The organism is Flavipsychrobacter stenotrophus (genome assembly GCF_002954265.1).
GTDB classification, from domain to species: Bacteria; Bacteroidota; Bacteroidia; order Chitinophagales; family Chitinophagaceae; genus Flavipsychrobacter; species Flavipsychrobacter stenotrophus.
The window spans coordinates 659,727-672,534 of the sequence record NZ_PPSL01000002.1 but is presented as its reverse complement, the minus strand read 5'-3'; the positions used below and the strand labels follow the sequence as shown (position 1 = coordinate 672,534).

Annotated in this window: 10 protein-coding genes; 5 read left to right on the top strand and 5 right to left on the bottom strand. The window is 43.4% G+C overall.

Annotation, left to right across the window (positions count from 1 at the left end):
• Positions 1-155 precede the first annotated feature (155 nt).
• On the bottom strand, positions 156-1,646 hold the full coding sequence (gene rpoN, locus CJD36_RS07990) for an RNA polymerase factor sigma-54 (protein WP_105038605.1): 1,491 nt from the start codon (positions 1,644-1,646) through the stop codon (positions 156-158).
• Positions 1,647-1,817: 171 nt separating this feature from the next.
• Here rpoN and CJD36_RS07985 point away from each other — a divergent pair, with 171 nt between their 5' ends.
• Positions 1,818-3,029, top strand: coding sequence for an alanine dehydrogenase (locus CJD36_RS07985; RefSeq protein WP_105038604.1), 1,212 nt, complete (start codon positions 1,818-1,820; stop codon positions 3,027-3,029).
• Between the two features lie 108 nt (positions 3,030-3,137).
• Here the strand turns inward: CJD36_RS07985 and CJD36_RS07980 are convergent, their stop codons facing one another.
• Entirely contained in the window at positions 3,138-3,551 is a 414-nt protein-coding gene (locus tag CJD36_RS07980; protein WP_133162550.1) for a hypothetical protein, read from the bottom strand.
• A gap of 123 nt (positions 3,552-3,674) precedes the next feature.
• Positions 3,675-3,950, bottom strand: coding sequence for a hypothetical protein (locus CJD36_RS07975; protein ID WP_133162549.1), 276 nt, complete (start codon positions 3,948-3,950; stop codon positions 3,675-3,677).
• A gap of 272 nt (positions 3,951-4,222) precedes the next feature.
• Between CJD36_RS07975 and CJD36_RS07970 the strand changes: the two genes are divergently transcribed.
• Both CJD36_RS07970 and CJD36_RS07965 read left to right on the top strand, forming a co-directional pair.
• A complete protein-coding gene (locus CJD36_RS07970; RefSeq protein ID WP_105038601.1) occupies positions 4,223-5,887 on the top strand; it encodes an MFS transporter in 1,665 nt (554 codons plus the stop codon).
• Positions 5,859-6,800 (top strand): ROK family protein, encoded by a 942-nt coding sequence (locus CJD36_RS07965; RefSeq protein WP_105038600.1) that lies wholly within the window; start codon positions 5,859-5,861, stop codon positions 6,798-6,800. Before CJD36_RS07970 ends, CJD36_RS07965 begins: the two co-directional genes overlap by 29 nt.
• Positions 6,801-7,598: 798 nt before the next feature.
• On the opposite strand, the gene CJD36_RS07955 is transcribed toward CJD36_RS07965, so the two are convergent.
• On the bottom strand, positions 7,599-9,026 hold the full coding sequence (locus CJD36_RS07955) for a glycoside hydrolase family 125 protein (RefSeq protein ID WP_105038598.1): 1,428 nt from the start codon (positions 9,024-9,026) through the stop codon (positions 7,599-7,601).
• Positions 9,027-10,070: 1,044 nt separating this feature from the next.
• A complete protein-coding gene (locus tag CJD36_RS07945) occupies positions 10,071-11,066 on the bottom strand; it encodes an IS1595 family transposase (RefSeq protein WP_105038596.1) in 996 nt (331 codons plus the stop codon).
• A 224-nt stretch (positions 11,067-11,290) separates the two neighbouring features.
• Between CJD36_RS07945 and CJD36_RS07940 the strand changes: the two genes are divergently transcribed.
• Positions 11,291-12,112, top strand: coding sequence for a hypothetical protein (locus CJD36_RS07940; RefSeq protein WP_105038595.1), 822 nt, complete (start codon positions 11,291-11,293; stop codon positions 12,110-12,112).
• 349 nt (positions 12,113-12,461) lie between these two features.
• A complete protein-coding gene (locus tag CJD36_RS23220; RefSeq protein ID WP_161499249.1) occupies positions 12,462-12,611 on the top strand; it encodes a hypothetical protein in 150 nt (49 codons plus the stop codon).
• Positions 12,612-12,808 lie beyond the last annotated feature (197 nt).

Sequence of the window (12,808 nt, the reverse complement as noted above, 5' to 3'; positions counted from 1 at the left end):
TCCTCAATTCTACTTCTAATATACAATAAAATTAAAAACCGCCCACTATATGAGGGCGGTCTAAATAAATGACCGTCTGAGAAACTATCATTTCTTAACAATTATTTTGTTGATATCCTTTTGATCCTTGCATCATGCCAATCAAGGTTCAGACTTTACAATTCTTTTCTCAATCTTGCTACCGGAATATTCAACTGCTCCCTGTACTTGGCTACAGTACGGCGGGCTATATGATACCCCTTTTCTACCAGCATATCGGTAAGGTGTTCATCCGAGAATGGCTTCCGTTTATTTTCGGCACCTATTATCTCATTCAGTATCATCTTTACCTCGCGGGTACTTACCTCTTCACCACTATCCAGTTGCAGGGCTTCGGAGAAGAAGTACTTGAGTTTGTGCGTGCCGTATTCTGTTTGTACAAACTTACTATTGGCCACACGGCTCACTGTCGATACATCCAGCAAGGTAAGCTGGGCTATATCTTTCAATATCATTGGCCTCAGCGCCGCCTCATCGCCCGTCAGGAAGAATTCTTTTTGAAAATCCATGATCGCCTGCATAGTGTGCAACAGTGTATGTTGGCGCTGCTTTATGGCATCAATAAACCACTTGGCAGAGTCCAGTTTTTGTTTGATAAACATTACCGCTTCTTTCTGTCGCTTATCCTTCTTTTGGCCTCTCTCATATGCCCTCATCATCTCCTTATACCCCTCTGACACGCGTAGTTCAGGGGCATTTTTAGAGTTAAGTGACAATTCGAGTATGCCATTATTGTTATAGACAAAGAAGTCGGGTATGATATAGCTTTCTGCCTTGTTCAATACCGCAAATGAAGACCCCGGCTTAGGATTCAGCTTGATGATGATGTTGATGACAGCCTTAAAGTCTTCATCATTCAGGTTCAGCTGGCGTTGTATCTTATCGTAGTGCTTCTTAATGAACTCATTAAAGTATTTGTCCAGTACAATTATCGCATCCCTCAGTGGCTTGGAATCAGGCATGCGCTTCAACTGCAGCAACAGGCACTCCTGCAGGTTCCACACGCATATCCCCGCCGGGTCAAATTGCTGTATTTGCTTGATCAGTTCATTGATCTCGTCTTCGGTAGTCTCTATATTCTGCCCGAAAGCCAGGTCATCCGCCAGTGAGGTTACTTCCCTTCTCAGGTAGCCATCTTCATCCAGGCTGCCTATTATCTGCTCGGCTATCTTATGCCTGCGCTCATCAAGCTCCAGCATACCCAGCTGATCCAGCACATGGTCATGAAAATTGGTTTCTACCCTGGCCGGTGTTACCTGTCGCTCATTATCAGCACCATAGTAGTCATCTCCATAGTCATAGTTCCTGTCTCCGTCATCTTCATGTTTCAGAAAATCATCCAGGTCTACTTTATCGGCGGTGTCATTACTTAGCTCTACATCATCGCCACCTTCATCATAGTCGTTATCGTCACCATCATCATTACCACCCAGGTCGTATTCGTCGTCATCCTGTCCCACTTCATTTTCTAATGCGGGGTTTTCCTCCAGTTCTTCCTGTATGCGATCCTCAAGGCTGGCCGTAGGTATCTGCAGCAACTTCATTAACTGAATCTGCTGTGGTGAAAGTTTTTGTAAAAGCCTTTGTTGGTTCGATTGTCTTAGCATAATATGTCTTGCACTTCGTTGCAAAAATAGAATTTAAAGCTACACAATACGCATCAAAATCAACACTTATCAAATTCATAAATCGTCAGGATCAGGCAATTGTTAAATTACTTTTTTTATATGTAGCAATACTGTATCTTGTGAGGTCTAAAGAGTCATGAATTCTGCTCAATGAGTAAAAAACCATACATATCTCCGTCTTTCTCTTACACACCACTGGAGGAAACTTTACAGATCATTCCTAAAAAAAAACAGCTATTTATAGGTATTCCTAAAGAGACCTCTTTCCAGGAAAACAGGGTGCCTCTGACACCCGAGGGTGTATCTGTACTCATTAACCAGGGACATGATATAGCGGTAGAACATGGGGCGGGAGAAGGATCTTTTTACTTCGACAATGACTATAGCGAGGTAGGTGCACGAATAGTGTATGACAAGGCCGAACTATATAAGGCTACCACAATACTCAAATCAGCACCAATTTCGGAAGAGGAAGCGGGTCTGCTGCAGGTGAACCAGGTAGTTATATCGCCTATTCACATGCCCATGCTTAAGACCGGGCTGCTGGAGCAACTGATATCTAAGAAAATAATAGCCATAGCATTTGAGTCTATAATGGATGAAAATGGCAGCTTTCCTATTGTACGCTCTATGAGCGAGATAGCTGGTAACTATGCCATACTCACTGCTGCCCGCTATCTCGGCAATACCGACAATGGCAAGGGTGTATTACTGGGTGGTATCTCCGGTGTACCACCGGCAAGGGTATTGATAATAGGTGCAGGTATAGTGGCTGAGTTTGCTGCTCGTGCCGCATTTGGTCTGGGTGCATCGGTTAAGATATTCGACAACTCTATTTACCGCCTTATGAAGTTGCAAAACAACATAGGCAGGCGTTGCTTTACCTCGGTAATAGACCCTGTGACACTGGCGGAAGAACTGAGAAATGCAGACGTAGCTATTGGCGCACTGAAACCTATTAACGGTGTAACACCAATGGTGGTATCTGAGCAGATGGTGAGTAACATGAAGGCCGGCTCTGTGATCATAGACGTAAGTATAGACCGCGGTGGTTGCTTTGAAACTTCGCGCGTTACCAGCCATGAAAGGCCCGTATATAAGAAATACGATGTGATCCATTATTGCGTACCCAACATAGCATCAGGCGTTTCCCGCACCGCATCACGTGCCATCAGCAATGTATTGATGCCTATCTTGCAACAGTGTGCCGATACAGGAGGTGTAGAAGAGGTAATTCAGACACGCAACGGTATCCGTAATGGTGTTTATCTCTACAAGGGCTGCGTAACCAATGCTCCTATAGCCAAGAAATTCGGGTTTAAGTACACCGATCTGGATCTGTTGTTTACCGGCCAGTTCTAGAACTCTGAATCAGGATGGTCTGGATTTTAGGAAAAGGTGGGCCATATAGTGATTAAGCATAATGAACCACTTCATCCCTACTTTCTGTTATCTACTAACGACTATCTGCTATTTATCAGCAACTGCGTCCACAATATCCATTGTAACAGATGATGCGTCTTTCACATGACTTACTTTTATTTTGAAGTCAACAGATGATCCGGGCTTAGCCACATCATCAAGTGTGTGTTTCTGCTTATCTACAGTAGATCCATCATTAGAAAGGAAAGTGAGCTGTATCTCTATATTCTTATAACTGGTAAGCGTGGCATGATTAGACACTTCACCCTCTACCACTTCCTGACTCACCAGGTTGCGCCGGTGCGAACCTGATATTTTCAAAAACTTCAGCGGACTCTCTTTCTCCATGTCGGCCATTGAAGCTTTTTTCTCTTCATACTTAGTACTTGGACGCTGATTATTGGCAGAGTTGCAGCTAACGGACAAGGTACATATTATCAGGGCGGCAATGGCGTACTTCATAGTTTTCATTTGTGTATCAAACATAATACATATTTATAAACAGCACAAAGATACACGACCAAAACAAAATAAAGCCACCTGCCCCACATGGGGGCAAGTGACTTATTATAAAACACACCTATTCTACTTCTTCGTCATTACAGCTTTTGTCTCCTTAGTAGTTTTTACCACCTTACTCTTGTGCGTTGTAGTCCGCGTCTTAGTGCCGTTTTCAGTAGTTTTCAATTCCAGCGTTTTAGTGTCGCTTTCCACCTTTGTCTGCTTCTTGGCCGCAGCAGTATTTGTTTGCTGCATTTCGGTTTTAGACACCTTCTTAGTTTTAATAACACTCTGAGCATTAGCCATGGTGGTTGTCAATAATGCGCCTACCATTGTGGCTGCTACGATGATCTTTTTCATAAACGTTGTTTGATTTGTTAGGTGTATTTCACAATCCGTGCCACATTTCATTTTGTAAAAGTTAAAGAAAAATAAAGAGTTGTAAGTTGATAGTCTTAATTCAAAAGTCCTGCGTAGTTGATGAGGCCGGGGCCAGTAAAGACCTCTGCTTAATTAAATATAGCTTTCTACCTTCTGCTTTACACTTTCTACTAAAATAATTAAGCCGTCTATCTACTATGTACTAATGACTATGTACTAAAAACTCCCTATCTTGACTAAAATTTCCATCAATGGCTGATGCTCAGGACATAAAATCAACGTCTTCCAACTCGGGGGCGCTATCAACCTTAGTTACTGTATTCTTTTTCTGGGGCTTTATTGCCGCCGGCAACGGGGTGTTCATTCCTTTTTGCAAGCACTACTTCCATCTCGATCAGTTCCAATCTCAGCTGATAGATTTTGCATTTTACTTTGCTTATTATCTCGGCGCACTTGTGCTATACATCATATCGTATATCCTGCAAAGAGAGATAGTAGGGCGATGGGGATACAAGAATAGCATTGTATACGGCCTTTTGTTCTCGGCTATAGGCGCAGTGATGATGATAGTAGCCGTTAACGCCAACACCTTCCCCGGCATGCTGGGCGGGCTGTTTGTAGTAGCACTTGGCTTTTCATTACAGCAAACAGCCGCCAATCCATTTGCAGCATTACTTGGCTCACCGGAAACCGGTGCACAGCGTATAACATTGGGTGGTGGTATTAACTCATTCGGTACGGCTATAGGCCCTATAGTAGTAGCACTGGCATTGTTTGGTGCTACAAAAGCAAATGATGCACAGATACAGTCTCTAGGTCTGGACAAGGTGTCTGTACTATATGCCTGTGTAGCTGCATTGTTTGTAATAGCCGCCGGGTTATTCTTCTTTTCTAAGAAACTGCCAGAGCGCAAGTATGATGATATTACTGAGCGTTCGCCTAAGGCGCTGATGGCACTGCTGGTGATGACTGCATTATTGATAGTCATCTTTGTAATGGTATTTAAGAGTTATGCTGTTGTGACTACTGATGCGTTGTTACTGGCTGAGGTAGAAGATACACGTGTTAAACTGGCACTGGCAGGGCTTGGCGTTATACTTGCTACCTTGTTCATATCACTACTTAGCGCTAAGAAGAATGTTACGGGCTGGGGAGCGATGAAGTACCCGCAGCTGGTACTCGGCATGCTGGCTATATTTACTTACGTAGGTGTTGAGGTGACCATTCAAAGCAACATGGGTGCACTATTGGAACAGCCTGCATTTGGCGGTTATACATCGGCTCAGATAGCACCATTTATTTCCATGTACTGGGGTAGCCTGATGGTTGGCCGTTGGACAGGATCAATAAAAATATTCGAACCATCTAAACCCATGAATACGCTGTTATTATTCCTGGTACCACTTGTTGCATTTGGCGTGGTATTACTCGTTAACTCCATTGCTCAAAATGATGTAAGTGCGTTGTATGGTTACGTGGTTTGTATAATGATACAGGGTATTGCATTCTACATCAGCAAGGATAAGCCGGCTCGTACTTTAATGATATTTTCGCTACTCGGAGTAGGCAGTATGCTGTTTGGCATTGCCACTACGGGAACCACTGCGATCTATGCTTTTATGAGCGGCGGGCTTTTCTGCTCTATAATGTGGCCATGTATCTTCGCTTTGGCTATTGCAGGGCTGGGCAAGCTTACCGCACAAGGCTCTGCATTCTTAGTAATGATGATATTGGGTGGCGCTATAATACCGCCTATACAAGGTAAACTGGCAGATATGCCTTCCATTGGTATCCACCAATCTTACTGGATACCGGTGATCGGATTTGCGTATCTGGCGTGGTATGGTTTCGGCGTACGCCGTATGTTACAAAAACAAGGAATAGATTATGACGCAAGCACTGGCGCTGGGCATTGATATCGGCGGAACAAACACAGCATTTGGAGTAGTAAACAGGCGGGGAGAGATCGTAACCAAGGGCAGCATGCCTACCCGCGGACATGAAACGCCGCACCATTATATAGCCGCCTTGCAGCAGGCACTGCAACCTATTATAGAACAGGCCGGCAGAGATAATTTTGTAGGCGCAGGCATAGGAGCGCCCAATGGCAACTTTTATAGCGGCGACATCGTATTTGCACCCAACCTGCCATGGGAAGGGGTAATACCTATGGCCAAAATGGTATCGGACGCGCTGCATATGAAAGCGGTACTGACCAATGATGCCAATGCAGCAGCTGTGGGTGAAATGACCTATGGCGCGGCAAAGGGCCTTAAAGATTTTATACTGGTAACGCTGGGTACGGGCCTGGGTAGCGGCTTTGTGGCTAATGGCGAACTGATCTATGGTCACGATGGATTTGCAGGTGAATTGGGTCATGTAATAGCGGTGCGTAACGGGCGTAAGTGCGGCTGCGGTCGCATGGGCTGCCTGGAGACCTATGCATCTGCAACCGGTATTGTGCGCACGGCACACCTACTGCTGGCCGACAGAGATGACGCTACTATACTCCGCGGTCAGGGCGATGAAATTTCGGCACGCAGCATTTATATAGCTGCAAAAGCCGGTGATCATTTTGCATTGGAGCTGATGGAATATACCGGCAGGATACTGGGCCAGACGCTTGCTGATGCAGTGGCTATAACCTCTCCTGAAGCTATTATCTTCTTCGGCGGACTGGCCAATGCCGGGGAGATGCTGCTGGATCCTGTTCGTGCACACATGGAAGCCAACCTGCTTAATATTTATAAGAACAAAGTGGCGCTCATTCAGTCGGCACTGCCGGATGCTGATGCGGCTATTTTGGGGGCGAGTGCGTTAGCTTGGTAACAAATATATTAGCATGTAATCTTCTCGCATTACCTCCGAATGTCATGGGAGTATCATCCTGGCGCTCTCGAAGGACGAACCATGACAATTGAACCATCGGGCCGGTTCTCTTTGAGAAGTAACAATATCTCTTGGGTCTCAAAACGAATACGTCCCGATGCGCCTACCTATCATGGTTCGAGAGCCTCAACCGTGAAAGGCACGCGGTGTTTAATGCTACTCCCGGAGATATTTATTAACCCAGTTCAATGTGTCAGGGAATATAATATTGGACGACTTGAAATCCCTGGGAGTTATTAACATCGATGCAAAGGATTTATTTTCTGGATTATAGATCACCGGAAAAGTCTTTCCAATAAAATGTTCATTGCAATCGTTAAGGGGTATTAAATTTTCTGTTTTCGAACGAATATTATTAAAGGCATCTACCTGGTATTCATATACTAAACTTATTGAACCTCCTGATTTGGAGAGGAATCGACATTCGATAACCTTGCCAATGGTAATTTTATGATTTTTTAGTAACTGGCATCTTTGATATAGGAAATAAATTATCCCTAATACGATAACGGTTAAAAATAAAGAGAATAAAATTCTACTCGTTTTGGGATTCATTTTTAATCCTTTTAAGCACTTCGATTGCAGCAACATGAACACAAAGCGAATACGTCCCGATGCGCCTACCTATCATGGTTCGAGAACCTCACCATGACAGGTAGTCGGGATGCCGTTCGGTATCTGAGTTATTTTATCCATTTTCAAATTGTCAAATTGCCGAACCTGCCAGCCGACAGTTAGCTAATTCAGCAAATGCGGGCGTTCTCTGTATACCTTCCAGACAAACTCGCCGAACAGGGTATTGGCCCAGGCGAACCATGGACGGGTGAATTTGGTGGCGTCGTCTTTATGGAATGATTCATGCATAAATCCGGTATTGGCATGGGTGCGCTGCAGCGTGGCAAGGCAGTTCTTTATTTCGGCCTCGTCGGTGCTGGTGAGGCCGCGCATAATGATGCTGATGGGCCATATCATATCTGCACCTACGTGAGGACCACCCACGCCCTCTCCCGCTGTTCCTTTGAAATAAAATGGATTTTCGTCTGATAGTACGAACCTGCGGGTGTTGTTATATGTGGGTCGGTCGAGCAGTTTGCTTTCGTTGCCCAGCAGGTATGACAGCGATAGTAAGGATGGTACATTGGCATCATCCATAAGGTTATAACTACCGAAACCATTTGTTTCATAGCTATACATAGCTACATTCTTACTATTCTTTACCGTGGCTACTTTCAGCAGACCTTCTTCTACCTGACTGGCCAGCATGTATATGGATGCCGTTTCGTTTGGTTCTACCAACTCCATCATAGTGGCCATCTGGTGCAGCGATGATACTGCGAATATATTTGATGGGATCAGGTAAGGATAGATAGTGGCATCGTCGCTGGGGCGGAACATAGAGCAGATAAGTCCGTTGGGCTTAGCCGGATAGCCATAGCCGCCCATAGGGATGCTATCTGTAGCATATGGGCTGCTGCGCATAAAGCTGTAAGGGCCTTTGTCTTTCATGCGCTGCTGTACAGTAAATGTTTCCACTATCAGCTTCATAGCTTCCTTCCACGATGTGTCCATGTGGCTCATATCGCCCGTTTCCTGCCAGTAGCCGAATGATAATCTGATGGGGTAGCACAGGCTGTCTATCTCCCATTTACGCTCGTGGGTGCCGGGTTGCATTTTGGTCTGGTCATTATGCCACTCGCTTACCTTGCTTTCGTCTTTATAGAAGGCATTGGCATAGGGGTCTTTAAGTATACACCTTACCTGGCGGCTGATCACTCCCTTGATCATTTGCTGCAATGCCTTATCATCTTTACAGAGCGGCAGATAGGGCCACACCTGTGCCGATGAATCTCTCAGCCACATGGCATCAATATCTCCGGTTATTACATAGGTGTCTGGTTTGCCGTTTACGTTGGTATGGTCTACTGTGGTATCTAATGTGTTGGGGAAGCAATTTTCGAACATCCAGGCTATTTCCTTATTGCCAATGTTCTTTTTAACCTCTCCTATAAGGTTTTCCACTGCTTTGCTGGTAAACTTCCGCTTATCGGCAGGTGTGCGTACTGCCGGGAATGCAGTTATATTGTTGCCTCCTGCTATTGCATAACGGGATGCCAGTATTCCGGCGGTTGCCAATGCGGAGGTCTTTACGAAAAAACGCCTGTTCATGGTTTAAATGTAGAGAATATTGGTGTTAAGTAAAAGTTGTGTGATTGCTGAACTATGGTTAGGCTGAAATCAGATGCCGTTTTTGTCTCCGTTTTGCAGATGCCCGACGGAAATGTAATTCTAATCGGGCATGGATTGGAGGTTAATTGATTGTTTTTCATTTGGTTGTGATTTTGGGTTATGCCCGATCGTGCCCGATAAAATGAGAGCGAGAGGGGAGAGCGTTGTCTCAAAGAGAACCGGCCCGATGCGTCAAAGATTGTCGCGGTTCGAGGGCCTCACCGTGACAATCTTTGACGGTGTTTTATGAACGTTGCTTATTATATGCCCGATGAAAACTAAAAAATAATCGGGCATCGGGTTGTGGTTAATTTATTGATTTTCATGTGTTTGTGATTTTTGGGTATGCCCGATCGTGCCCGATAAAATGAGTGCGAGAGCGGAAGGGCGGAGAGCGGTGTCTCAAAGAGAACCGGCCCGATGCGTCAAAGATTGTCGCGGTTCGAGGGCCTCACCGTGACAATCTTTGACGGTGTTTTATGAGCGTTGCTTATTATATGCCCGATGAGAAATAAGTACTAATCGGGCATGGAGTTGGGGTAACTATACCCAATTACACGCAGGTGCTAAATAAGTAGGGTAACTATCGAAAACAGGGCTGCCATTGCGGCCTATTTTGTTATCTTTACTGTATATGAAATACGCTCTCCTAATCTTTGGACTTATTATGCTATGCTCTAAAAATAGTATAGCGCAGCAAACCGCCCCCGCTTCTGCATCTCCGTCCTACATTATAATAAAACATTCGTTGTGGTGGGGGTGGAAAATGAAGCATGTAGATAAACCACAAAAAAAACTCCGCAAGTGGCATTACGATACAAAGACTAACACATACTTTCGTATGAAGTCTGGTTATGGGATAAACGTACTACTAAGAGGCTAATTTAAAACCGAGGAACCCTAAAATACTATAACGTCTTATTAAAATTCAAATTGAGACACTACCTGCGATTCCATTTCTTCCTGTATATCCATAAAAAAAGGCTACTTTAAGGTAGCCTTTTTCTTTGGTTGATTCGGTGTAAGGTCTCTATATTTTAATCTGTTCCCGTGTGCGTTTTTTATTGCTGCTAAGAACTTTTCCTGAGTAGTAGTAGTGCGTGTATTGTAGTGGTGTGCAAATTCATCGCAATACCTTTGCAAGTGCTGAGGGCTAACAAAGTGAAACGTGCCTATTATGCCCCTTTTAAGTATGCTCCAGTAACCTTCTATGTTGTTGGTGTGTTCGTCTCCCTTAGTCCTGTAATCGCCAACAGTGTGCTTAATAGATATGTGGTTGTAGTCCTTACGCAATTCAACGTAAGAAGCTAATGCGTCAGATATTATACGTGAGTCTGTCTCCACATTAGCCCGCATAATGGGATTTAAAACGTCTGCCTGTCTGTTAGGTACAACAAACGTTCTTACCTTACCATCCCTTTGCAGGATGCCTAATACCATAGTCTTTGGAGTTACAATCTTTTCATCCAGTTTGCGGCTAATCTTAGAACGCTTAACCTTCTCACTGATATGCTTATTCTTTTCCAAACCACCGACAAAAGTTTCATCTACTTCAATTGTACCTGTCAATAACTCTGGGGCTGTTTCTGTCAGCATAGCACGTAAACGGTGATTAATAAACCACGCTGTTTTCTGAGATACACCGATACGGGTTGCAAGTTCTACGCTGCTAATACCTTTCTTAGAAATTGATATTTCGTAAGAAGCCTGAAACCACTTGCGCAATTCTACTTTAGAGCCTTCAAATATGCTACCTGTACGAACTGTGAAAGGCAAACTGCAAGCCCTTTCAGAACAGCGATAAGAAGGTATATCAATGAACTTGCCACGTGCTTTTACTGTGTATGGTTTCTTTGCTGTAGCGCAATGTGGGCATACTGGAACACCGTTCCAACGCTGAGTCTCAAGAAACTCATAGCATGTCTTTTCGTCTTTAAAAAAATCGTTGAATTCTGATATGTTTTTGAAAGTAAAGTCCATAATCGGTGTGTTTGATAATGTAAAATTAGAACATCCTACACGCAAAAACAAATTTATTTGAAAATATTTTTAAAAGATTTTTCCCTTGTCGGTTTTAATTTGAAATGTTTATTAGCTATAGCATTGAATATCAATATATAATAAATACCTGTCAACTATATGTTACATATTGTTGTTTTTATAAAATTCCTTTTCGTAATTTTGAATTGCGAAAATCATACAAGATGAATACAGAACAAAATTCCAATCCAGAAATAACAGAGGGGAAGGCTCGGAAGTCAATAGAGCGAAGTGCTGCTTATCCCGCATACAGCATAGAGTATTGCCTATCATTCACGGGAGAAGTTTACAAGCACTTTAGAAATAGCTTCGCAAAAAGGGACGATATACTATCCTTAATTAAAGGAGCGCATCCTAGTAAAATAGCGGCCTGTGGGCACTATGGTTTTTTAGAGAGAGAGAAGGATACCTATAAAGTATCCGAACTTTATAAAAAAATAGTCAACCACCTTACCCCAGAAGAAAAGGCTGAAGCATTACTAAAGGCGTTTATAACGCCAACCCTCAATGCGGATATTGTAGAGAAATTTGATGGCGACATTCTGCCCCAAAACTTACACATCCACCTTTTTAGGTTTCACCGTATATCAGAGGGCGCATCGCAAGCGGCTGCTGACGTTTTTATATCAAATGCACAATATGTCGGAGTACTGAGTGATAGTAATAAGCTGTGCTATAATGAAGTGCTTCGATTCATTCCATCTGGCAGGCCTATCCCAGAATTTGCAGACAATGAACCTCCTGTGCAAGTAGTCCCTGTGACTAGTAGCCCAACACCAGCTACACAAACCGAAAAAAACGTTACATCTGCGGTACAGGATGAAGCAAAACCCGCACTGCTACTTACAGAGATTGCAGGAGAAGAGAGGCTTCCGATAAAGTTAACAGAGGGCAAAAGGGCTTACCTATCATACCCGAAGGACTTAAAAGAAAAAGACATAACTATATTGAAGTTACAACTAGAGGCTTTAGCACTAACTCTATAAAAAAAGGGCGGAACGAGTCCACCCAATAGTTAGTTTTTTTGCGAAAATCATAACTTCTGTAAAGGTACTTAAATAAATAATAAAGGGCAAACTTAATTGCCCAATAAGATACTTAATACGCAGGTCAGAGGCGGTCTCATTAGCCGTTCCGAGATGGAAGGTGAAAACTTCTAACTGCTTTTTTTAGCTGTTGACGCAGCAAACAAACCAATAGGCGAAACAAACAGATGTTAGCCGAACCTCATTATACTCACTGCCTCATTAGCAGTCCCTCATTAGGAGCGAGAAGTACATGGGGGTTGTTTTGTTTTTACAAAGGTAAGAATATTATTGTATAAATTTGCACTACATGGCTAAGGCAGTAAAAAAGAAAGCTCCCGTAAAGAAGGAGCGTGGCACATATGAAGAGCCGCTAACGGTTAACGGGTCATTCATGGATATTATGAAGGCTGCAGTTAAACATGCTGACAATAACAGCAAGTCAAAAAAGAAGTCTTAAAAATGGCAAAACAGCTATTTGTGCTCGTAATAGTCTTAGGTAGTTGCACCACAGCATATAAAGCGAAGAAAATAGACTACCAAACAAGCAGAAATAAGGTAGAAAACGCTCTTGGGATTCCAATTTGGTGTAATACTAGCAACGATTTTTGCTATTACAAAGTAAGAGTTGGTCTATTTTTCAGAAGAGATACTTGT

Coding starts and splice junctions, on each gene's coding strand:
- rpoN (WP_105038605.1), bottom strand. CDS start 1,646: ATGCTAAGACAATCGAACCAACAAAGGCTTTTACAAAAACTTTCACCA.
- CJD36_RS07985 (WP_105038604.1), top strand. CDS start 1,818: ATGAGTAAAAAACCATACATATCTCCGTCTTTCTCTTACACACCACTG.
- CJD36_RS07980 (WP_133162550.1), bottom strand. CDS start 3,551: ATGAAGTACGCCATTGCCGCCCTGATAATATGTACCTTGTCCGTTAGC.
- CJD36_RS07975 (WP_133162549.1), bottom strand. CDS start 3,950: ATGAAAAAGATCATCGTAGCAGCCACAATGGTAGGCGCATTATTGACA.
- CJD36_RS07970 (WP_105038601.1), top strand. CDS start 4,223: ATGGCTGATGCTCAGGACATAAAATCAACGTCTTCCAACTCGGGGGCG.
- CJD36_RS07965 (WP_105038600.1), top strand. CDS start 5,859: ATGACGCAAGCACTGGCGCTGGGCATTGATATCGGCGGAACAAACACA.
- CJD36_RS07955 (WP_105038598.1), bottom strand. CDS start 9,026: ATGAACAGGCGTTTTTTCGTAAAGACCTCCGCATTGGCAACCGCCGGA.
- CJD36_RS07945 (WP_105038596.1), bottom strand. CDS start 11,066: ATGGACTTTACTTTCAAAAACATATCAGAATTCAACGATTTTTTTAAA.
- CJD36_RS07940 (WP_105038595.1), top strand. CDS start 11,291: ATGAATACAGAACAAAATTCCAATCCAGAAATAACAGAGGGGAAGGCT.
- CJD36_RS23220 (WP_161499249.1), top strand. CDS start 12,462: ATGGCTAAGGCAGTAAAAAAGAAAGCTCCCGTAAAGAAGGAGCGTGGC.